This window comes from Paenibacillus shenyangensis, assembly GCF_000346635.1.
Lineage (GTDB): Bacteria > Bacillota > Bacilli > Paenibacillales > Paenibacillaceae > Saccharibacillus > Saccharibacillus dauci.
Genome location: NZ_AOIG01000002.1, coordinates 204,540 through 226,693, shown reverse-complemented (window position 1 = coordinate 226,693; position 22,154 = coordinate 204,540). Strand labels below are relative to the sequence as shown.

At 49.2% G+C, this 22,154-nt stretch carries 17 protein-coding genes and 1 riboswitch; of the genes, 9 read left to right on the top strand and 8 right to left on the bottom strand.

From position 1 onward, the window contains the following. Nucleotides 1-174: 174 nt before the first annotated feature. Nucleotides 175-651 carry a hypothetical protein gene (locus H065_RS0101020; protein ID WP_017811140.1) on the bottom strand — a complete coding sequence of 159 codons (477 nt, stop codon included), beginning with the start codon at nt 649-651 and terminating at the stop codon, nt 175-177. Between the two features lie 470 nt (nt 652-1,121). Further along, a riboswitch (purine riboswitch) is annotated at nt 1,122-1,221 on the top strand. A gap of 128 nt (nt 1,222-1,349) precedes the next feature. Between H065_RS0101020 and H065_RS0101015 the strand changes: the two genes are divergently transcribed. The 3 genes from H065_RS0101015 (at nt 1,350) to H065_RS0101005 (ending at nt 4,190) form a co-directional block, all read left to right on the top strand. After that, nucleotides 1,350-2,534: an MFS transporter gene (locus H065_RS0101015; RefSeq protein ID WP_017811139.1), complete on the top strand. Its 1,185-nt coding sequence runs from the start codon at nt 1,350-1,352 to the stop codon at nt 2,532-2,534. Nucleotides 2,535-2,743: 209 nt separating this feature from the next. Further along, on the top strand, nt 2,744-3,223 hold the full coding sequence (locus H065_RS0101010; protein WP_017811138.1) for a DUF6530 family protein: 480 nt from the start codon (nt 2,744-2,746) through the stop codon (nt 3,221-3,223). Nucleotides 3,224-3,401: 178 nt separating this feature from the next. After that, entirely contained in the window at nt 3,402-4,190 is a 789-nt protein-coding gene (locus tag H065_RS0101005) for a DUF2087 domain-containing protein (RefSeq protein WP_017811137.1), read from the top strand. Between the two features lie 179 nt (nt 4,191-4,369). On the opposite strand, the gene H065_RS0101000 is transcribed toward H065_RS0101005, so the two are convergent. From H065_RS0101000 to H065_RS0100990, 3 genes are all read right to left on the bottom strand, one after another. Then, nucleotides 4,370-4,849: an AbrB/MazE/SpoVT family DNA-binding domain-containing protein gene (locus H065_RS0101000; RefSeq protein ID WP_017811136.1), complete on the bottom strand. Its 480-nt coding sequence runs from the start codon at nt 4,847-4,849 to the stop codon at nt 4,370-4,372. A gap of 378 nt (nt 4,850-5,227) precedes the next feature. Continuing rightward, nucleotides 5,228-5,908, bottom strand: coding sequence for a CidB/LrgB family autolysis modulator (locus H065_RS0100995; RefSeq protein WP_017811135.1), 681 nt, complete (start codon nt 5,906-5,908; stop codon nt 5,228-5,230). Then, nucleotides 5,905-6,276, bottom strand: a complete 372-nt coding sequence (locus tag H065_RS0100990; protein ID WP_017811134.1) for a CidA/LrgA family protein — start codon at nt 6,274-6,276, stop codon at nt 5,905-5,907. The genes H065_RS0100995 and H065_RS0100990 overlap by 4 nt, the downstream gene beginning before the upstream one ends. Before the next feature lie 136 nt (nt 6,277-6,412). Between H065_RS0100990 and cidR the strand changes: the two genes are divergently transcribed. The 4 genes from cidR to H065_RS0100970 all read left to right on the top strand — a co-directional run bounded on the left by cidR (nt 6,413) and on the right by H065_RS0100970 (nt 10,544). After that, nucleotides 6,413-7,300 carry a cidABC operon transcriptional activator CidR gene (cidR, locus tag H065_RS0100985; protein ID WP_017811133.1) on the top strand — a complete coding sequence of 296 codons (888 nt, stop codon included), beginning with the start codon at nt 6,413-6,415 and terminating at the stop codon, nt 7,298-7,300. 439 nt (nt 7,301-7,739) lie between these two features. Continuing rightward, nucleotides 7,740-8,279 (top strand): RNA polymerase sigma factor, encoded by a 540-nt coding sequence (locus tag H065_RS0100980; RefSeq protein WP_017811132.1) that lies wholly within the window; start codon nt 7,740-7,742, stop codon nt 8,277-8,279. Then, complete coding sequence (locus tag H065_RS0100975; protein ID WP_017811131.1) at nt 8,266-9,453, top strand: DUF5643 domain-containing protein; 1,188 nt, start codon at nt 8,266-8,268, stop codon at nt 9,451-9,453. Before H065_RS0100980 ends, H065_RS0100975 begins: the two co-directional genes overlap by 14 nt. A gap of 182 nt (nt 9,454-9,635) precedes the next feature. Further along, complete coding sequence (locus H065_RS0100970; RefSeq protein ID WP_017811130.1) at nt 9,636-10,544, top strand: DUF5643 domain-containing protein; 909 nt, start codon at nt 9,636-9,638, stop codon at nt 10,542-10,544. A 253-nt stretch (nt 10,545-10,797) separates the two neighbouring features. On the opposite strand, the gene kdgT is transcribed toward H065_RS0100970, so the two are convergent. The 3 genes from kdgT to H065_RS24885 all read right to left on the bottom strand — a co-directional run bounded on the left by kdgT (nt 10,798) and on the right by H065_RS24885 (nt 15,463). Next, nucleotides 10,798-11,823 (bottom strand): 2-keto-3-deoxygluconate transporter, encoded by a 1,026-nt coding sequence (kdgT, locus tag H065_RS24890; RefSeq protein ID WP_017811129.1) that lies wholly within the window; start codon nt 11,821-11,823, stop codon nt 10,798-10,800. A 46-nt stretch (nt 11,824-11,869) separates the two neighbouring features. Further along, on the bottom strand, nt 11,870-12,901 hold the full coding sequence (locus tag H065_RS0100960; protein ID WP_017811128.1) for a tripartite tricarboxylate transporter substrate binding protein: 1,032 nt from the start codon (nt 12,899-12,901) through the stop codon (nt 11,870-11,872). Between the two features lie 315 nt (nt 12,902-13,216). Then, nucleotides 13,217-15,463 (bottom strand): AraC family transcriptional regulator, encoded by a 2,247-nt coding sequence (locus tag H065_RS24885; protein WP_238557856.1) that lies wholly within the window; start codon nt 15,461-15,463, stop codon nt 13,217-13,219. A gap of 436 nt (nt 15,464-15,899) precedes the next feature. Between H065_RS24885 and H065_RS0100950 the strand changes: the two genes are divergently transcribed. After that, nucleotides 15,900-18,188: a helicase C-terminal domain-containing protein gene (locus tag H065_RS0100950; RefSeq protein ID WP_017811126.1), complete on the top strand. Its 2,289-nt coding sequence runs from the start codon at nt 15,900-15,902 to the stop codon at nt 18,186-18,188. 111 nt (nt 18,189-18,299) lie between these two features. Then, on the top strand, nt 18,300-19,151 hold the full coding sequence (locus H065_RS26750) for an alpha/beta fold hydrolase (RefSeq protein WP_017811125.1): 852 nt from the start codon (nt 18,300-18,302) through the stop codon (nt 19,149-19,151). A 195-nt stretch (nt 19,152-19,346) separates the two neighbouring features. Here H065_RS26750 and H065_RS26745 read toward each other — a convergent pair whose 3' ends face one another. Further along, entirely contained in the window at nt 19,347-21,935 is a 2,589-nt protein-coding gene (locus H065_RS26745; protein ID WP_017811124.1) for an S-layer homology domain-containing protein, read from the bottom strand. Nucleotides 21,936-22,154: the final 219 nt, after the last annotated feature.

The following is a 22,154-nucleotide window of genomic DNA, read 5'->3' as shown; positions in this document are numbered from 1 at the left end:
CGATGTACGGTCGTTAATATTTTGGTTACGGTTTCATAACGTAGCATATAACGTATAATAGTGACCGTCAAGATAGATTGCACATTTTCATGATGAAAATGCACAATCGTAACGTTGACAGCTGGTCTAGTGGCTTTTTTCGTTGAAAGCAAAAGCAGAATAAATTTTTTATCATTACTGATCCTTTCTAATAACTCCTTTTGTATCCATAGAGACATTACGTCCATCGGCGCGATACTGAATAATATAATCACCTGTAGGCAAGCCTTTTGGAAACTCCGTATTACTGTTCCAATGTAGCTTTTGCCCCCCTTTTATAGTCCATAACTTTATTTCCTGACTATGATCTCGATATTGTAGACTCGCTGTAGTTGTGAACTTGGCATGATTCATCAATTGTATTTCCAAAGTTTGATGATCTGAAGAAATACGAAATGGAACTTGCGGACTGGCTCCTTCTGTACGCATATCAAAAGAAAAACCTGTATCCGTAAGCGGTGTTCCTTCAGACCATACTGTATTGCTAGACAAGGATGAAGAGGGGGCATTAACCGGTTCTGTTGCCGTTTGACTGGAAGGTACGCGAGTACATCCGCATAGACAAGCAATTAATACAATCGCGAATGCTGATTGGAAATACATCTTTTTCATAAAATATAAGCTCCTTAGTAGATTATGTATTTGTAATTACTACGAAACAAGTGCCTATACGGAATCATCGAACGCTTCTATTCGCTTTTAAATAGACATACCGTAGATAAGTACAGCCAGCATATACTCCAACCGACAAATGAGCACGAACAAATAAATAATGACCAAAATGCACGGAACGCAGGCAAGGAAATAAGGGCAAAGGACGACATTGGAGCCCGGGAATCTACATCTTCTCCCTATTCGTAGATTTCTAGGCTCCACCGGAGGACGTGTCCTTATTTCTTGCCGAAGTGGATGCTGTTTATTCACATCATTCTGTTTAGAGCCATGAGTAACCCTTACTGCACACACAGCACAATTATTTTTAATTTTACCGAAAACCCTGTTGAAATACCATTTTCAATCTGCTAATGTATATAACGTTGATGCATACGTGCATCCACACATGTACAACCGAATGACGACTGGAATAAATGATGATACATCATTGTATAACCTCAATAATATGGTTTGAGGGTCTCTACCAGGAACCGAACAATCCTGATTACAAGATGATGCGCAGCCCGCGTATCCTGTTGTAATCAGGATTTTTTTGTTGCGGCTCCGCACTGTTCCAGTGTTTTCGTTCGTTGCTGCTGCATCGGCATTCATCTGCCGGACAGCCAACCTACTATTACACAAAGGAGAGAGACGGCTTGAATTTCAAAGTATTTATCCTCACTATTGCCACCTTTACGGTCGGCCTGATTGAACTCATCATCGGCGGTGTGCTGCCGGAGATTGCGAATGACCTGAACGTGTCGATCGGCACCGCAGGACAGTTGATCACCATCTATGCACTGGTCTACGCGATTGCCGGACCTACCCTGTTGGCCTTCACTTCCAAAGTGGAGCGCAAATCCCTCTATCTCTGGTCCATGTTGATCTTCACTATTGGCAGTGTGATTGCCTTCTGGAGTCCCAACTATGAAGTATTGTTCTTGTCCCGTATGCTGACAGCAGCGAGCGGTTCACTGATCGTGACCCTGTCTCTGACGATTGCGGTTAAAGTCGTTGCGCCGGAATTCCGTGCGCGTGTCATCGGTATTATCTCGATGGGGATCAGCTCCTCGATCGTGCTGGGCGTACCGCTCGGCGTACTGGTTGAAGAAGCACTCGGATGGCGCATTTTGTTCCTCGTAATCGCGCTGCTGACCCTGGTAGCAATGGTCGTAATCTATATGTTCCTTGACCATATTCCGGTAGAAGAAATCATGCCGCTCAAGGCACAGTTCGCTTCCCTCAAAAATAGTAAAGTACTCAGCGCGCATCTGGTTACGCTGCTGCTGCTGGCAGGTCATTACACCATGTATGCGTATCTGACTCCATTCCTGGAAAGCACAATGCATCTGAATGCGTACTGGATCAGCGTGGTCTACTTTGTCTTCGGTCTAGCTGCGGTAAGCGGCGGTATGATCGGTGGTGTGATGTCTGACCGTCTGGGTAGTACCAAGACGATACTGATCGTAATCGGCGTGTTTGCACTGGCGATGTTCGTGCTGCCGATGTCAGCCAAGTTCATCTGGATCTTCCCGGTCGTCCTGTTTGTCTGGGGGGCACTCAGCTGGGCACTGTCACCGGCACAACAGAGTTATCTGATCCAGAATGCACCGGAAACTGCCGATATTCAGCAGAGCTTTAACTTCTCAGCCCTACAGATCGGTATTGCAGTCGGTTCGGCCTTTGGCGGAATCGTGATCAAGAATACCGGTTCGGTAACGATGAATGCTTGGGTCGGTGCAGCGATTGTCGTATTGTCGTTCTGCTGCGCATTGTACTCGCTGTCCAGACCGTCCGGAGCTGCCAAGCGTGTATCGAGTTCATCGGTACACACGTCCTGATCGAAAATGATATAAAAGTCTAATCCCCGATCACAGAGTTTTTCTGCTGTGATCGGGGATTTTTTTAGATTTTGTCTATTCTAAGGATAAACATATAAATAAAATGTTTGATTTATAAACAGATATAAATTATATTGTCTATATATTGAATAGATAAGTGTACAGTTGTCGTGATCCGAATACTTTCCATAGGAAGAAGGGAGAAACAAATGAATCGTACCGATTATTTGAAATACCAACCCGTAATGGCAGTAGCAGATTACACACAGGTAGATGGACAGCGAGCCTACCAGCAGGAGGCGAGCGAGCTGTCGCTTGGGCTGCACACTATGCAGCAAGATGACAGGATGGAGATTACAGCACAGGTAGGTAGTAGGACAGCAAGGCAAGAGGATTGTACAACATCCGAATGGCCGATTCACCGGATTCTGGATGCAGCGATCCTGCTGTGCCGGTCGATTGATTATTTTCAGGAAGCATATAGACAGGAGAAATTATATGATCCCGAGCAACCGGTGTTTGACCGTATTCCTTTGCAGGGGGCTGCGTTATCTGTAGGGTTTGCTGCGGACCATGAGAATATTGAGCAGAATATACAGACATTTCAGCAGGTGCTTGAAGAGGATGCGCATATTATTGGAGAGCGTTTGCGTATTCTCTCGCGGCTGCTGGAGGAGCTGGGACACTGAGTTATAAGCATGATAGAACATTTGTGAATCGATCACATTCTTCTATTGTAGAAGATAAAAGTATGGATTGAATAAGATCATATCTATTTATATAATGTCTAAGACATGAATAGATGCAGCAAATATCTGTCTGACGAACAAGGATTGAACAATAGCTGGCCGGGAAGGAAACAAGAAAATGAACAAAGTGAAAAAGACCGGAGAGTTGTCGGAGCGCTTCTGGGAAGCTTCGCTGGAGGAGCTCAAAAAAGGATATATCGAAGACCCGCAGGCAGGGCCGTTTGGTGGATTTATTTGCCTGATCGATGGTGAGATATATGAAAAAGGGCAGATCTATGCGGAAGATGGATCATTCTATGAAGCTGAGCGGTATATGCAGATGCATATCCGGCGAGAACATGGATCGATGTTCCACTATCTGCTGACCCTGGACAAAAAGTGGACCGGTCTGACCGAGCTGCAGAGCAGTCTGGTGCAGGACTTTTACGAAGGAAAAAGTGATACCGAGATTGTAGCCAAAGCAGGTGGCAGCAAGTCAACGATCCGCAATCATCGATTCGCCTTGCGGGAAAAAGCCAAGCAGGCCCGTGTATTTCTGGCAGTCATGGAACTGCTGGAACAGCAGCAGCAGGAACCCTCTCCTTTTATACCGATTCACCGTACAGCGACGATGCTGGATGAGCGATATGCGATCACCGAGCAGGAGAATGAATCGCTGCTTAAGCAGTATTTTCCGGAAGGACTGGATGGTCCATTGTCCGAATTCCCACGCCGGGAAAAACGCAAAATAGTGATTATGCGCCATCTGATGCAGCGCTTTGAGCCGGGAACCATCTATACGGAAAAGCAGGTCAATGAACTGCTGGAACAGGCTTACCCGGATTATGTTACACTGCGCCGCTATCTGATCGAATACGGGTATATGGATCGCAAGGAAGATGGTAGCGAATACTGGGTCAAACAGTAGAACAAGATGCCGAAAAATGGTGAAATCAGCTTGAAATATCAGTTAGCGATTTAGCTATGTCGAAATCGAATTCTCATATTCATACAAAAGCGTCAACCCTCTTTGAGAATACTCAGAGAGGGTTGACGCTTTTCAATCCGTTTTTTGCAGAAGTGAAGTGACCGACAGGAGCCGGATCATCAGAGTTCGTGATGATGTCCGGCACGCAGTTCTTTTTGAATCTGGCAGACACGACTCTGTGAGATACCGAGGATACGGGCCAGTTCATTCTGGGTAGCGCCTGGATGTTCCTGCATGGCAGATTCGACTTTGGTCATCATTTCTCCCCGTTTGTTGCGTGATTTGCGCAGGGAGGAATGGAGATTACGCTGGGCTGCAGGAGACTCGGTCATCTCGCTCAGTGGTGTATGCATGGATTCGTCGCCCATTTGTCCGGCACAGCTGCCGCAGATGAATTGATCCTTGTAATAGACAAGGTCATCAAAGCTGCCGCAGAAGATACACTGGATGCCTTTGTGCTTGCGGAAAATGATTTCTTTTTCGGTAATAAAAAATTCCATGGGATCGCTGATGCCAATTTCCATCGTGTCCCGGATTTCTTTGGGAATCACAATTCTTCCCAGACTGTCTAATTGGCGTACCATGCCGGTTTTTTTCATAATAAAGGTCCTCCGCTTGTTCAGTTTGGATGTAATAGAATCAGACTGTTAGATCCTTTATATAAATATACAACAATATTAGCACCGAATTCATCTTTGGCAAACTTCTATATATAAATATAACCGAAAAAGTCCGAATATGTACGTTTGAATAAGGAGGAAAAATGAGGAATTTTCGATGTTTTCGGCATTATCTCCTAATAATTTCAATTCTTATTTGCTAATTATGGACATAAATAACAACTGTAGCTCAGAAACTTAATTTATCTCTTTTAGTATAAAAATACATAATTATGTATAATAAGAATGTTAAATCTTAGGTATCAAGCGATTCGGCAATCTGTTATGTATGTAATATACAAAAAAAGCTGCCCTTGTTCAGGGCAGCATAATTAACGCGAGTATTGGTGTGGCAGCCAGTGTAAATAAAGCAGACAATATCATCGAAATACTGGAAATGGTACCGGTCAGCGAACTCAATTCAAATGCCTTGGAAGTTCCTGTACCGTGAGCGGCGGTTCCGAATAGAATACCACGGGCAATCTCGCCCTCGATTCGCAGCCATTTAACGATATAAGGTCCGATCATACTGCCGATCAGGCCGGTAATAATAACGAAGATCGCCGTAATGGTCGGTACGCCTCCGATCGCCTGCGATACGTTCATCGCAATCGGTGTAGTAATGGAGCGCGGGATAATACTGCCCATCAGGTCATGATTCAAATGCATCAACCGGGCCAGCAGCGCCGAGGAACTGACAGCCACAATCGAGCCGAACAGTACGCTGGCGACAATCTCGACCGCATGCTTGCGCAGGGTTTTGAGATTTTTGTACAGTGGCACTGCAAAAGCGATTGTAGCCGGCTGCAGCAGACGAGACAGCCATTGTCCGCCTTCGTTATAGTGAGTATAAGGAACATGCATGCTCAGCAGGATAATGACCAGCACGAGCGGAGTCGTCAGCAATGGGGACAGATACACCCGGGGAAAACGACGATACAGCTTTTTGGCTCCCATATAGACGATTAATGTAGCAAGCAGGAACAAGATGGAATTCATTTCGCGTGACGCTCCTTTCGTTTGGACATGATCGCGGCCAGCAGTCCCGAGCTGACCATAACGAGAATCGTACTACAGATGACAATAGCAATAATGCGGACGCCGTCCTGCTCCAGCATCGGTATGTAATTCATCACACCGACCGCAGACGGGATAAAGAACAATAGCAGCTCGGCGAGCAGCCAGCTGGCTCCCAGGTCGATCCATTCCACTTTGACGACTCCGGATTGCAGCAGGATAAACAGCAGCGCGATACCGATAATGCTGCCGGGAACCGGCAAGTGCAGCCAGTCTGCGAGCCGGTTAAGCAGCTCGGAGAAGGCCATCAAAGCAGCAACCTGCAATATGCCTTTTCCTATATTTTTCATAGAAGAGATCCTTCTTTCATTTGTAACATTTTCATATATAACTTTCGTATATATGAAAGTTTACATCTCTTTCTTTCATAGGTAAAATTCATATATGGCATGAAATGTATTCCATTTGGCTATAGGAGGCGTGTGCATGGATATTCGTCATTTGCAGTATTTTATCGAAGTCGCCCGACTGAGAAGCTTCACCAAGGCAGCGGAAGCGCTATTCATCACCCAGCCTACGATCAGCAAGACGATCCGTTCTCTGGAAGAGGAATTAGGAGCACCGCTGTTCAATCGGGTGGGACGCTCTGTAGAACTGACCGATGCAGGCAAAGTGATTGAGCAGCAGGCCCAGAATATCGTGAAGTCATTTCATAGTCTGTCTTCACAGCTGGATGACCTGCGTAATCTGGAGAGTGGTCATCTGCGCATCGGTCTGCCGCCGATGATCGGATCGCGCTTTTTCCCGCAGATCATCGGTCGTTTTCACCAGATTTATCCGAATGTGACGATCCAACTGTTCGAAGACGGCGGCAAAAAGGTAGAGAGTGATGTGGTAAACGGATCGCTCGATATCGGAGTAACCGTGCTGCCGGTCACGGAGAATGTGCTGGAATATTTCTCCTTCACCGAGGAGAAACTGAATCTGATCGTGCCGAATAATCATCCTCTCGCCGAGCGCAGTGAAGTGCAGATGAGTGAGCTGGCAGAGGATTTTTTTATTATTTTCCGTGAGGATTTTACGCTGCATGGGCGTATTATTGAAGCATGCATCCGGGTTGGATTTCATCCGCGGATCATTTATGAGAGTTCCCAGTGGGATCTGATCAGCGAAATGGTCGGGGCGGGACTTGGTGTAGCACTGCTGCCGGAGACGATCTGCAATCAGATCAACCAGCGCAATATCCGTATTATTCCGAACGTAGAGCCGGTTATTCCGTGGCATCTGGGCATTATCTGGCATCGGGAGCGGTATCTGTCGTTTGCTGCCAGGGAGTGGTTGCGATTTACGCGTGAGATGATGGAGACGAGATAGAGGAACAAGCGGATTAATTATAAGATATGCATAAAGTTGAATATAAATTTGTGAATGAAAAATAGCTGTTCCTGTATAGGTGCAGCTATTTTCTGTTACGGATCGGATCAGGTATTCTTTTGCTGCTTGCTCCACGAGGCTATACTGGTAATCTCCAGGACAATAATAACGAGGCGAAATGAATCTGAACATTCGTTCCGGACGGCATCATACACAAACAGCCAAGGAAGGTATGTTCTACTAATGAAAGTATCTTCTACTAATATAGAAGTAACCCAGTTGATCAAAATGATGTTTTTAGATCGGTAACCTTTCATCTGGATAGGCAGTCTAACGGATATTCAAGCTGCCTTTGGAGCAGACTACCGTAAAGAAATCTTGCCTGCACCGGATCTTCGAGAGAAACCGATGAAGAGCAGATCGAGAGAGGATCGCCGAGATGAAATATACCCGTAAGGAAGACATACTCGCTGCCCGTGCCGGGGAGAAGGATGCGTTTATCCAGCTGATGCGTGATATGGAAAGGCCGCTGTACCGGATGGCACGATCGATGCTGAGAAGCGATGATGAATGCGATGATGCTGTACAGGAGACGATGCTCAAGGCATTTCGCAATATCCACACCCTGCGCGAAGTGGACTATTTCCAGACCTGGATTTTCCGGATTCTGATCAATGAATGCCATAATATCGCCCGCAAAGGTGCCCGCGTCGTCGTGACGGATGAATGGAGCAGCCTGCCTGCACGGACGGATGAATACGAGAGAATCGATATGCAGCAGGCGGTGCATCAGCTGCCCGAACCGCAGCGGCTGGTAATTGCGATGCATTATTTTCAGGATATGCCGATCCAGCAGATTGCAGATGTGCTGGATCTGTCGGCAGAAGCAGTCAAGACCCGATTGCACCGGGCACGCAAGACATTAATGGACTGGCTCAGCGATGAGCCGGGAAGGGGACACCAATATGAGACCAGATGAGCTGGATCGTATGCTGAATACAGAAAAGCAGAAACAGGATCGTCCGCTGAGTGATCAATCCCGTACTCGGCTGGAACAGACGTATGCCCGGATACAGGATATGGATATGCCGGCAGTACAGCCGGAGCAGACAACAACAGAAGTACCTGCACAGATGATGGATAGCACACCGGAGAGCCGCACAGACCAGCCAACAGATCGTATAACCGATACAGGCAAGCATCTTCGCAGCAAGCGCGGAGGCAGCCGTACGACAGCGAACCGTTGGTGGTACTCAGGTATCGGAGCAGCGGCAGCGGTGCTGATCTTCGCCTCCGGCTGGAGTGGCAGCACCGGCTGGTCGCTCAGCAATGTACCGGTACTGGGCAGCTGGATACAGCCGGATCATACATCGACAGATCCGGAGCAGAATATATCGACACCCAATCCGGCTGCAGTAGCTCCGGAGATTAATCAGACAATCACCCATGGCAGCGAGTCGATTACCCTGACCAGAGCTGCGCTGATTGACGGAGATATGCAGATTGAGTACAAGGCGAACCGGCTGGACGTACTGGAGAAGATCTCCCTGGAATCGATTCGTTATGAAGGCCGTGAGCATGCCAATAGTGTAATGACGCTGGGCAACCCGGTCAAACAGACCGGTGTGTTTGAAGCCAAGGCTGTAAATATCCCGAATCCCCTTCCTGACAATGCATCGATTGAGCTGCATCTCAGTACGGCGGGTGCTGGTGTGAAGACTTCAGCCGATCCCAAGGATGCGCATAGCTTCATTTTCCGTGTCCCTGCCAAGCAGATGGGACAGGGCAAGGTACTGCAGGTGGGAGAGACTCATTCTGCCAAGCCGACAGGCCATACGCTGACATTGGACAAGGTATTATATACTCCGCTGATGGTCAGTGTTGAATTGTCATCGGCTTATCGTCCAGAAGCGAACAATGACCAGTGGCTTGGCTTTGAAGCCGAAGATGATCAGGGACATGCATGGAAAAGTATCGGTGGAGGCGAGATAAACGAGCAGGGCGACCGGATTCAGTACATGGTGTCCTTTATGGATGGAGAGATTACACCTTCTGCCCGTACGATCACGATCAAGCCGTATTACGATGATGCTGCTGCAGGGAAGAGAAAGCAGCTGCCAGAGCTGAATTTCACCATTCCGGCTACCCAGTAGAGAGATATCGTTCGTGCTGCGAATAACCAAATAATGATCAGGTCGATCCTTCGGGATCGGCTTTTTTGTTGGCCAAGGCCTCGCTATTCAAAAAGAATGTGATGTATCCGGTAACCTTTGGCAGGGGAAGATGCTCTAACGGTTGTAACATCACAAAAACAACCATACAGGAGGAACTAATAATGAATAACAATACAACGGACAACACATGGAAAGACATTCTGAAACGCGGTGCATGGGGATTGGCTGCAGCAGCCATGGTAGGCGGCGTGACACTCAGCTCCGGATATATCATGCAGGCCAAGGCTGCTCCCGTACAGCATCCGGTTGCGATCAAGGCGCAATCTTCGAGCAATCAGAATCAGAGCCAGGCGAAATTGCTCGCTGCTGCACCTGTGATCAACCAGAGCGTAACCCATGGCAATCAGACGTTAATCATTACACGTGCTGTGCTGATAGATGGTCATCTGCATATCGAATACAAAGCCGATTCCCTCAAGACGCTGGAGCAGACCTGGCTGGAAAGTGTTACGTACAAGGATGGTAACCTATTGAATGAAGTGATGACATTGGCGAGTCCGGTACTGAAGACCGCTGTATTCGAGACAGGTACCCTTTCGCTGGATTCGCTGTCTGCCGGAGAAGAACTGCATATCCGCCTGGCTACCGGCAGCATGGAGAAGCCGCAGGCTTTTGATTATACGATCAAGGCAGAGCAGCTTGGCAAAGGAACTACAGTAGACTATGGCAAAAGCAAAACATCCAAACAGCATAATCTTACATTGGAACAGGTGAATTATTCTCCAATGCTGATCAGCACCGAATGGTCTTCTGCCTATCAGCCAAAAGGCAGCAACGATCAATGGTTGGGCTTTGAAGCGATCGATAGCAAAGGCAAAACATGGAAAAGCATCGGCGGCGGCGAGCTGGACGCAGACGGCAAAACGATTCATTACACCGTGTCCCTGATGAGCGGAGAGATTTCCAAAGGAGCAAGCACCGTCAAGTTCAAGCCTTATTATGGAGATAGCAAAACAGATAAAAGAGTCTATCTGCCGGAGCTGAATTTCACGATTCCGGTAAAACGTTGATTTGTAAATAGCTTAAAAATACAGCCTTCGTTATTTCTGTACGTTATGAATTGAACGGATAGGATGTTCGATAATGAATTCAAAAAAGACTGTTCCTGATAAAGGTGAACAGTCTTTTTTCTTTGATTAGGTAAGGAGGGGATAAATATTCCTCACGGATTTACAGGTTATTTATACCATGCTTTTTGCAGATTGTTGGTAAAATTGGCGTCTTTGAAACATAAATTCATTAATTCGTTGTTATAAGAACTAATCAAATATTTCCCTTGGCGCTCCGCAGCTTCATCTCCCTATCCTGTTCTGCAGCAGAGATCGACTCAGTATTCTGACGTTTCTTGTTCATATGCTTGGACCAGTAAGCGGTCAAGATCGGAACGAGAATCGACGTGACGATCACCGAAGCGGCGACGAGCGCAGTAGCTGACTGTGCAGCCGGGAGAAATTCGGGCTTCATGCTGGCGACGATCACCGGGTTGGCGACTGCTGCGCCGGCTGTACTAGAAGCGGCGAGACCTGCAGTACCATTACCTCCACCGATAAACCGGTCAGCGAGAATGAGTGGAATACCAGTGATAATAATAACAGCGATACCCAGCAGAATACCGAGCATACCGGTCTGTACGATCACACCCAGATCAATCGTACATCCCAGGGCAAATCCGAAAAACGGGATAAGGGTCTGAGTCGCTTTGCCAAAATAGCTGCGCAAATCATGATCCAGATTACCAAGCAGGAAGCCGACTAGAAATGGAAGTACAGCACCGACAAAAGCATGCGGTTCAAACACGGCCAGTCCAGTACTGCCGAGAATCAGCATCGTGACGAGAGGACCAGATTCAAGCGACATCAGTACAAATGCTCCGGCTTCTTCCTTGCTGCCATACTGCTGCATGATGGAAGCGTACAGACCGCCGTTGGTCATATCCATCGCGGCAATCAGAGCGAGTACAGACAATCCGGCAAAGAATCCGGTCTGCACGCCTCCGGCTGGCAGGAACTGGGCAGCAATCATGGCAACGACCCAGGCGACCGCAATCTTGGTCAGTACGAGGGTACCGGACTTGCGCAGCACGGTTCCGGTAGCACGTACATCAATCGAGGCACCCATACAGAAGAACCACACGGCCAGAATTGGTACGGTACCGGTCATCAGTCCTTTGGTAAATGAGCCAAAGTATTCTCCTGAATCAGGAGCAAAAGTATGTACCAATGCTCCGATAAACAGCGGTACCAGCATCATGCCGCCCGGTATTTTATCAATTGTCTTTTTGATATTCATCAATATCCAATCCTCTCGTGATTGCCATCCTGTCACTGAAGCGTTTTCATTTTCGGCTGAGACCGAGTTCGGGAATTAGCTTGGCGTACAGATCATGACTCTGCTGCAGCTGCCGGTGGAAGCCATCACTGTCACGAATCAGCAGTCCCAATCCATGATCTGCCATCGTCTGCCTGAATTCCTGCTGTTCGGCGCCTCTGGTGAAGGCATCGGCAAGTATTTGAACAATCTCGTCGGGGGTATCTTCCGGAACAGCGAGTCCGCGCCAGGTTCCACTAAAATTCACTGCATACCCGGTTGCTTCCTGAAGGGTAGGTACATCCGGCAGTGCCTGGGAACGTTCGCTGCCATTAATGGCAAGTACACGCAGCTTGCCCTGATCGACATAGGTTTTGACTTCGGCCGGACTGACCGGCACCGCATCGACAAATCCACTCATTAACGCAGATACCGCAGGTCCCGCTCCCTCATATGGAATATGGGAGAACGTGACATGGGTAGCCTGCTCCAGCGAAGCGGCAGCCAGATGCCAGATACTGCCTGTACCGGCATTGCCCATCTTCACTTCACCGGGATGGGTCCGGGCATAACTGAGAAATTCATCCGCGGTCTGCCACGGTGCATCCGCCCTTACGGTAATGGCAGACGGATCATAATTGGTCTGGATAATTGGCTTGAACTGCTCATACGTAATCGGCAAAAGGCCCATATGCGGCAGTGTTGTCAATTCGGCGACCAGATACGTAACCGTATATCCGTCTGGCTGGGCATTGGCACCTTCCATTAGACCGATCGAGCCACCACCGCCGGTTCGGTTTACGACTGTAATCGGTTGACTGAGATACGGTTGGGAAGCTTCAACCAGTGCACGTGCCGTAATATCCGTACCTCCACCGGCTGCATAAGGGACAACCAGCGTAATCGGCTTAGCCGGATAATCGGCAGCTGATTTGGTATAGAAGGGGACAGAAGACCAATGTCCTGTAAAAAAGGTAACCAGTCCAACAACAAGGATCAATCCGGCAGCAGCGCTGCTGTACATTTTCCAGCGGTGCCATCTGTGATTGTCAGTAGTCACGGTAAACTCCCTCTCTTCGCTGCAGGTTCGTATCGTAAAGTACGGAATCGGCCTGATCCGTATCGATAGAACCTGTATGCAGAATTGGTTGCTCACCTCCGTATGTGCGATTGAGATCGTGCTGTCTGTTACACGTTCAGTCTAGCGCACGGGGAGATGGATCATCTATCGGTTAATTCTCGTTATGATCTGCAAAAACCTTGGAGTAGCAAGGCTTTGGCGAATCTGCATAGGTTCTGGCAGATCTGCATATGGTGTATCGGCAGCCCATTTTCGTGAATAGAAAGCTTGTTGGTATGTACGGCAAGCAGGCATTTAACCCTGCTCACGGTATTTGCCCGGAGTGACAGATTTGTGCTTGCGAAAAGTACGGATAAAGCTGTTTTCGTTCTGGTAACCGACCTGGGCGGCGATATCGGCTATTTTCAAATGACTGTGTCGTAGCAGTTCACAGGCTCTGTCCAGCCGCAATCGGGTGAGATAATCATAGATCGTACTGCCGGTCTGTTCCTTGAATAGCATACTGACAGAGGACACGCTCAGCTGTACATGTTCCGCTACATCCGGCAGACCGATATTGTCGCTCAGATGTTCCAGCATGTACTGCTTGATACTCTCGACCAGCAGATGTTCCCGGGAATCACGCCGGATATCCATTTGACCAGTCAGATGCGTGATCGTCTGGGTGAGCAGCTGCTCCATATCAGCCAGATTCATCGTAGACAGCAGCTGTTGATGGTAGTTGACCATCTCTGGCGGGAGAGACAGATGCTGCTGGACAGTCAGCTCGATCAGTTGTTCCAGCGACCTGTGAATCAGCAGGCAGATCGTGGATGGAGACGATTCATGCTCCCGGGCAGCTTCACACCAGCGATGCAGCCAGACCAGTGCGGTATCTGCGTCTCCTTGCTCCACACATTGCAGCAGCTCCCGCCGCCATTGATCATCCGGCAATAGCGGTTCATTTTGTGACGTGCGGGCATTCGTATCGGAGGGATAATCCGATTCATGAATCCGCCCGTATCCATGATACAGCCGCCAGGATAATGCAGCGTCTGCCTGCTGGTGGGAAAAGGGGGCCTCGGAGACCTGAATCATTTCTTCGCCTATTCCGGCAGACAGGGACAATCGCAAATGCTCACTGGCGATTGTCATCATGCGCTGTAGATCCTGGTGCAGTTGCATGCGTCGCTCTTCATAGTCCTGTGCCAGACGGGACTGTAGCATCCAGATCAGTCGATCCTGTTCGCCGGTAATTCCTGTGGTTCGCCAATAGGGTTCCAGAATCTCGGCCATCATATTGTGCAGCGCATACTTTAACAGCATCCGGTCGGATTCAGAATAAGTGGCAGACCAGATATCATAGCGGTCGATAGAGATAATCACAATGACGGATGGTCCTGGCTGCCAATCCTGAAAATACTGCTTCCATTTGCTGTTCATTTCCTGTGGACCGATACTGCGATGCAGCACATCCTGTACATATTTGATCTGCAGTTCGGGCAGGCTGCGTTCGGCGACCAGTGCCTTGCTGTGAAAGTCGCCGACCAGCTTGCCGATGACCGGTTCCAGATCATACAGGGACTGCCGGCTGTCCGGGTCTTCGGGATGCAGCAGTCGATTGATTCGTCGCAGCGGGCGAAATGCCGCATAGCTGTACGAGTATATGGCAGCGCAGCCGATCAGGATCGAGATCAGCGAGAGCAGCAGCATCATATTGCGGGCCAGCTTTACATTTTTGAGCAGCTGTTCGGTTGGAACAAGGGAGACGAGCCGCCAGCCGGTCACATCCGAGAAAGTCTGATTCGCCATATAGCTCTGTCCATTCAGTTGTACATAGGCATATGGCTGTACACCCAGCTCATCCAGCACCTGCTGCATACCGGCTGCAGGTACCGAACGATCCAGCTTGGGATAGATCAGCCTGCCATCCAGATCATAGACATATTGGGAGCTGGAGAGATGAATATAGAAATTGGAGAAAAAGCGGTCATAATCCAGATTGATCAATACAGCGCCGGTTACCTGATTATCCGTAAGGACAGGACGGGCAAGTGACAATAGTTCGGTCTCTCCCTGTGCTGGATTGGTGCCCTGCCAGCGGCGCTCGATCAGCAGCGGCTTGTTATGTATCTGTTCAATCCAGCCGGTCCATGTACGGTCAGGAGCCTTTTGCCAGTTGTGATAGCCGGATGTACTGGAAATTACGCTCTGATCATGGAACCGGACAATATCAATAGACTGAATCTCATTTCCTGCAGATACGGTGTGCAGATACTGCTGTACCCTGGAGACAAGCGCAGGATCGGCCTTGGCACCCTGCTGGATATACCGCAGCACATCCGGTTGAAACGAAGCATCCACCGCTTTGTTGTCCGATTCGCGAAACGCACGGTTGGTTACATCGAGATTGATCTGCAGCAGCTCGATATTGGGTGTATTCAGTTCACTGTCCAGCTCCTGTCGGTAGCGGGAGTAGGAGAATAACCCAATAGCTGTAATCAGCAGTGACAGGCAGAGAGTGAGCAGCAGGATAAGCCGCGTCTGTTTATTTTGCAGCAAAAATTTTAATCGAAGTCGCAGCATGCGGCAGTTCTCATCCTTCCCTGGATGCATCGGCGGTAAACTGGAACTCCGATGCTATGGTAAGAACAGGAGGGTTACCTGTTCTTTTAAGATTGCGCTTACAATTGTAAACGGATTGCAGATGCCATTCCGTATGATTTGCTACATCCTGACTTATACTAGCAAGAAAAACACAGCAGATTCGCAGGATGATAGAAGCGGATAATTGCAATTCCATATTATCCATCTTTTGCTATTATATAAAAAACCAATGCTATGGTCGAACCCAAAATCCTATCAGCAGATTGTATTGACGTTGTATGAGATAATAAAGGGTACAACACTATTATAGTGATGATCGACGACAAGACATTCAGAACCAACCTATAGATGTATGGATATCAAGCAGGCATCGCGAAAGGAAGACACCAACATGACAACAATCATCGACATTCCTGTTCGTCCGCTGGTCGAGTACGTATATCGTACAGGCAGTATCGAATCCGGCTTCCGGGTCGCCCAGTCGATGCAGGAAGGCACAAGAATTCACAAGCAGATTCAGCAGGGATACGCAGAGCACGGGGAAAAGGAAGTCCATCTCAAAACCGAGATTCCCTATCATGACCTGCTGTTCCGGATCGAGGGACGCTGTGACGGATTATGGGTGGATGAAAATGGACTTCTGACCGTCGACGAGATCAAGTCCACCTCGATCTCGGCCGAAGATATCGGCGATGGCCGGGAGGTGCACTGGGCACAGGCGCAGATGTACGGCTATATGCTGGCTCAGGACCGGGAATTGGAGCAGGTACGTATCCAGCTCACCTATGTACACAAAAGCAGCGGCAAGGAGACCCGTCTGGAGCGTATACGTACACGTCAGCAGCTGGTCGACTTTACCATGGATACGATCGCACAGTATGCACCCTACGCCGAGATGCTGGCTGAGCACCGACGCAGACGCAATGCAAGCATTGAAGAGCTGGCTTTTCCCTTTTCGGGTTATCGTTCCGGACAGCGGCAGTTTGCCGGAGCGGTCTACAAGACAATCGGCGAGCAAGTGAATCTGTTTGCCGAAGCGCCGACAGGAACAGGCAAGACGATCTCCACGTTGTTCCCGGCGATCAAGAGTATTGGCAGTGAACGCGCCGAGCGTCTCATGTATATTACCGCCAAGACGGTTACCCGTGCCAATGCGGAGGATGCGCTGCTGCGAATGCAGACGAACGGACTGCATCTGCACGGAGTGACGATCACCGCCAAGGACAAAGTCTGCTTCTGTACGGCAGATGGAATCAAGGGACGGGAGAACTGCGCGTATACCGACGGTTATTATGACCGGATCAATGGAGCCATTCTGGATATGCTGACCCACGAGACGATGATGACACGGGAAATTATCGAACAGTATGCACGCAAGCATACCGTTTGTCCCTTTGAACTGTCGCTGGACGCATCCTATGCTTCGGATGCAGTTATCTGTGACTACAACTATGTATTTGACCCGAGGGTATCGCTCAAGCGTGTTACCGACGATCAGCGTAAAAGCACGGTACTGCTCGTCGATGAGGCACACAATCTGGTTGACCGCGGACGCAGTATGTTCTCGGCAGCACTCAACAAGTCGGACTTTCTCGATCTGAAAAGGGATTACCAGCATTCCGCGGAATCGCTGTCCAAGATTGCCAGTGCAGTCAATGCGTATTTTATCCGCCTGCGCAAGCAGATGGGAGAGAAGAGTTTTATCCAGAGCAGGGAAGCACCGGAAGAGATTTTCAAGCTGCTGGAAGAGTTTACGATTCGCGCCGAAGTAACACTATTGGAACAGGGGAACAGCGGCGGTGATACAGATCAGCTGCTGGAGACGTATTTCGCCGTGCAGGCTTTTCTGCGCATTGGACGAATCTACGATATGGAGAGTCATATTACGTATGCCGAGATGGATGGCAGCAATGTGCTGCTGCGGATGTTCTGTATCGATCCGTCCCTGCAGCTGCATCAGACTGCCAAAGGATACCGCTCGGTGATCCATTTCTCTGCTACCCTTTCCCCGATCGGATATTACCGGGATATGCTGGGTGCGGATGAAGAGGATTACAATATCTCGATTCCATCCCCATTTTCGCGGGAACAGCTGGAGGTTCAGATTGTTCCACTCTCGACACGCTATCGGGACAGGGAAAAGACCCGCGATGAGCTTGCCCGACTGCTGGCTGATCTGGTCAACAAACGCCCGGGGAATTACCTGGCCTTTTTCCCGTCGTATCAGTATATGCAGGATGTGGTTAGCATATTTGAGACCCTTGGTGCCGATACGGATGTGCTGATTCAGCAGTCCAATATGGCAGAGGAAGAGCGCGACCGGTTTTTGAATGCTTTTCAGAGTGATAACCAGCGGACCCTGACCGGATTCGCGGTGATGGGCGGTATTTTCAGTGAAGGGGTCGATCTGGCAGGGGACCGCTTGACCGGCGTCATTATCGTTGGTGTCGGGCTGCCGCAGCTTGGACCGGAGCGCGAGATGATCCGTGAGCATTTTAGCAAGGGAGGACACAGCGGCTACAATTATGCCTATGTGTATCCGGGAATGAATAAAGTACTACAGGCAGGAGGACGTCTGATTCGTACCGAACAGGATCGAGGGCTGCTAATGCTGGTCGATGATCGATTCCTTCAGCGCCCGTATGTACAACTCCTGCCACCGGAATGGCGTCCGGAATAGGTTGGGCTGGCTATGTAGCATTTTTTGTTGCCCGGTGTAGAGGAATAGGTGAAGACAGGAAGAGTGTGAGAGGATACTCACGTACAAACGGGAAAGCCGGAAGGAGAACATATGATAGCAGAGATCAATGGCATACCTCTCTGGTATACGGATGAGGGCAAAGGAATACCGCTTGTACTGCTGCACGGAGGACCGGGTGCCTACGATTATATGGAGCCGGTCGCCCGCCTGCTGGATCAGAATCCTGTACGGGTGATTCGCTACGATCAGCGTGGTAGCTGGCGCTCGGGCAAGACAGGCCCCTATGATCTAGATACATGGGTGGAAGATCTGGATCAGCTACGAATTCACCTTGGTATTGAACGGTGGAAGGTATGCGGTCACTCCTGGGGTGCATCGTTGGGGCTTGCCTATACAGCTCGCTATCCGAGTCATGTAGATGCTTTGATTTATATGTCTGGTACCGGACTGGATGCGGCATGGCAGGAGCCCTATCGCCATAACCGCCTGGCTGCGATGAATGAGCAGGATCGGCAAGAATATCGGCTTCTTCGCTCCAAGCGTGACACATTAACCGGAGACGCCTGGCAGCAGACGGCTGATCGTATGCGCGAACTGAGTGTAAGGACCGACCTGGTTCGGCAGGATCAATATGACCGGCTACCCCGGGTAGATGGTCAGTATGTGAATAATATGGTAAATGACCAGCTGGCAGCGAGCACAGCTATGTACTTTGCTTCCGACGACTGGCGTGAGGCATTTTCGCGTCTAAACGTTAGCGTGCTGTGTATTCATGGAGACCGCGATCCGCGCCCCGGTTCTTTTATAAAAGAGTTCGCGAATCAGCTGCAAAAGGGGACGTTTATATCCATACCGGAATGTGGACATTATCCCTGGCTGGATCAACCAGATGAACTGGGCCGTCAGCTGCAGCAATTTTTGCTTTCTAATGAAGAGAGATAGGAGATCCGTATAATTTGATGCTGATGCTTGGTATTTGGTGTTCCACGCTTTATGCTTTGTACGATTTGATCATTGTAGCTTCTATACTATATTTTTAAAAAATGCCTATGTAAAAAACCTCCTTTACCGTACATGTATTCATGTGGGTAAAGGAGGTTTTTGTCATTCTATATTCTATTGCTTACAGGAAAAGTATTAATGAGAAGCTTTGTTGATTGCATCGTAGGCCCAGTGCTTGGTCGATACATCTTTCCATGAAGTGGCTGTAGTCGCCGTATCCGCAGGGATATCCTGCAGATGATTCAGTACAGTAACGACTTCGGCACGGGTCACCGGTTTGTCCGGATAGAACTTGCCATCCGGATAGCCCTGCATCCAGCCGGCGTTCAGTACCTGCTGAATATAGGCAGCAGCCCAGGTGTCATTCAGATCGGATGCCTGTGCGGAAGCAGTGTTGTCCACTGTAGTATCCAACTCTTTCCAGCGTGCGATCAGGGAAGCCAGTTCGGCACGTGTCATTGCTTTGCCCGGTTGGAAGCTGCCATCTGGATAGCCTTTCATCCAGCCGTAGGACTGAATCAGCTGAATACCACCGGAAGCCCAGTACGTGGATGGTACATCTTTGAATGAAGTACTTGCTGCACCTTCGGATTCGCTGCCATTCAGCAGACGTTCCAGCATAACCGACAGCTCGGCACGGGTCACCTGTTGATCCGGACGGAATGTTCCATCCTGGTAACCCTGCACATATCCACTGGTGGATACGGTTTTCTTGACGGTACTATCAGACTTGGTACTGTTACTGCGCTTGGTGTCTGCAGCAGGAGCTTTCTCGACAGAAGAAGCAGATGGAATCACATCATCCAGACGGGAAGCTCCACCACCGCTGCCGCCATCAGCAAATACTGGAGTCGGTGCACCCGGATCTACCGGCACCACAGGTACGAATGGGAAAGTAATCGTCACTGGTGGTCCTGGAGCGATATAGGTGTCAGACGTTGGTGTAGACGCAGGCAAAGGAAGTACAGGTGTTGCTCCGATTGGAGCAGTCGTCACCGGTGCCGGGAATTCGGATTCTGGCGCAGATGATACAGGTGCAGGAACAATAGCTGGCCCGGATGGCTCAGACGATGTTGGTGTCTCTGCAGCAGGCAGTTCTTCCGGCTTTGCTGTCGGAGCTTCGGCTGCAACGTTAACCTGCAGCGTATACGTTTTGTATTTGCCGTTTGGCGCAGTTACCCGGAACTCCAGTGTAGACAGATTGCTGCTCAGCGGCTCGGAATATTTCAACAGCTGTGTACCATATACCTGATCGGTTACGGAGACGCCGTTTACAGATAGAGCTGTATCCGGATCATACACACTGGCAAATACAGTCACATGATCCGCACCTGCGTTCATATTAACTTCATAGGAAGTTACATCACGCTGGAACGAAGGAGCAAGTGACCCATTTTCAAGCGAAAGGGAAGTTAGCTCGGTTTTGCGGTCAGGTGCCTGGGCATGAACCGTAAATACTTTCTCCAGCATGCCGCCTTTTGGTCCGGTAGCGCGTACCCGGATCGAGTAGCTATTCACACCAGGTGTAAGGGGTGCAGCGGTCTCCAGACGGTTATTGCGAATCGCAAAATAGCGGTTGTCTTTGTCATTCTCGCCGTTAACGAGTGTGTAGATCATCGGTGCATACGTATCCTCTGTGACAGCGGAGAATTGACCGACTGCTGTTCCCGGCTGTGCATCCCAGGTCAGTGTGTCACCAGCAAGCGTCACATCGGTAGGCGCATCATTCATGGCTGTTGTATAATCCGCATGGATGGCAGCCAGTGCACCATTCATATCCGGATCGACACTGCTGTAAAAGACCAGTTCAGTTGTCTCGCCCGGCTTCAGATTACCGGCATCAAACGCCAGTGTCAGCCAGTCATCGGAAGCCTGTGCAGCAATATGCGTACCACCGCCTGAGCGGAATGCCGGTTCGCTGTAAGGGTCACGGCTGAAGCCGACAGAAGCCTGAGCGCGCGGGTCGCTGGCTACATACATAAATACATTGTCACTCTTGTTGCCAATGGCTGCGACAATCGCATCGGGATCTTGTAGTGGGTTGGAAGGTACCCAGTTGATGGTGCTGTTATCGCCGTTCAGATCAGCATCCATATCAGGGTCGAGGAAGCGCATATAGTGAACATCGTAGACGGAGGCGGTTACGCTGGTGTTAGTGAGATGAATAGTCGTTTTGTAAAAGGGGTCTCCTGGTTTGAACGAAATCGTCTGTTCTACTCCGATCGCTTTATCCAGTGTAGTACCGGATGTTTTGGCGGCAAGCTGTTCTTCGGTAGAGATATCTTCCGTAGTGCCGGGTACTTCGTTACTGCCGTTTTGTTCTTCCGTGGTAAATGTCTTTGTGCTGGTTTTTGGTCCCGAACGGTAACCGACCGTGAATCCTTCGGATGGACTGCCTGGCAGCACATAATCGCCGCTGGTCATATCCTTGCCTGTATCGTAACCGTCGCTGTCGGTATTCAGTCCAATGCTCTTGCGAAGCGTCCCTGGATGGAATCCGGCAGGACTACTGGTAGATGTACCCAGCGTACCGCTTCCCGAGATGCCCAGTTCAATATACGAACCGCCCAGATAAGTGTCTCTGCCTACCTGTTCATGCCGGCCCAGTGCATCGGCGTGAACATTTATAGGAAGAGAGGGCAGCAGCAGCAAGACAGCCAGCCAGCCGCAGACGCGCGGTTTGAGGGATACGTGATGATGCGAACGCAGCCTGCTTCTTCTCATATTCAATTAACCTCCTTCGTATCATAAGAGTTGCATAAATCTGCAAGTGCTCTATTACTGTTTATCGTAAAATATCTGTTATTTTTAACATTTATCTGGCAAAAAAATGAGATTAATCAAAATTAGCAGGGCTTAGTTCCATTATATGGTAATAATATGGTTTGACTGTAAATATTTTGGTAGCAAATATTCTTAAATTGTAAGAATAAGCTTAAAATG

Excerpts from the sequence above, each read along its gene's own strand:
- H065_RS0101020 (WP_017811140.1), bottom strand. The coding sequence starts at position 651 with ATGAAAAAGATGTATTTCCAATCAGCATTCGCGATTGTATTAATTGCT.
- H065_RS0101010 (WP_017811138.1), top strand. The coding sequence starts at position 2,744 with ATGAATCGTACCGATTATTTGAAATACCAACCCGTAATGGCAGTAGCA.
- H065_RS0101005 (WP_017811137.1), top strand. The coding sequence starts at position 3,402 with ATGAACAAAGTGAAAAAGACCGGAGAGTTGTCGGAGCGCTTCTGGGAA.
- H065_RS0101000 (WP_017811136.1), bottom strand. The coding sequence starts at position 4,849 with ATGAAAAAAACCGGCATGGTACGCCAATTAGACAGTCTGGGAAGAATT.
- H065_RS0100995 (WP_017811135.1), bottom strand. The coding sequence starts at position 5,908 with ATGAATTCCATCTTGTTCCTGCTTGCTACATTAATCGTCTATATGGGA.
- H065_RS0100990 (WP_017811134.1), bottom strand. The coding sequence starts at position 6,276 with ATGAAAAATATAGGAAAAGGCATATTGCAGGTTGCTGCTTTGATGGCC.
- cidR (WP_017811133.1), top strand. The coding sequence starts at position 6,413 with ATGGATATTCGTCATTTGCAGTATTTTATCGAAGTCGCCCGACTGAGA.
- H065_RS0100980 (WP_017811132.1), top strand. The coding sequence starts at position 7,740 with ATGAAATATACCCGTAAGGAAGACATACTCGCTGCCCGTGCCGGGGAG.
- H065_RS0100975 (WP_017811131.1), top strand. The coding sequence starts at position 8,266 with ATGAGACCAGATGAGCTGGATCGTATGCTGAATACAGAAAAGCAGAAA.
- H065_RS0100970 (WP_017811130.1), top strand. The coding sequence starts at position 9,636 with ATGAATAACAATACAACGGACAACACATGGAAAGACATTCTGAAACGC.
- kdgT (WP_017811129.1), bottom strand. The coding sequence starts at position 11,823 with ATGAATATCAAAAAGACAATTGATAAAATACCGGGCGGCATGATGCTG.
- H065_RS0100950 (WP_017811126.1), top strand. The coding sequence starts at position 15,900 with ATGACAACAATCATCGACATTCCTGTTCGTCCGCTGGTCGAGTACGTA.
- H065_RS26750 (WP_017811125.1), top strand. The coding sequence starts at position 18,300 with ATGATAGCAGAGATCAATGGCATACCTCTCTGGTATACGGATGAGGGC.
- H065_RS26745 (WP_017811124.1), bottom strand. The coding sequence starts at position 21,935 with ATGAGAAGAAGCAGGCTGCGTTCGCATCATCACGTATCCCTCAAACCG.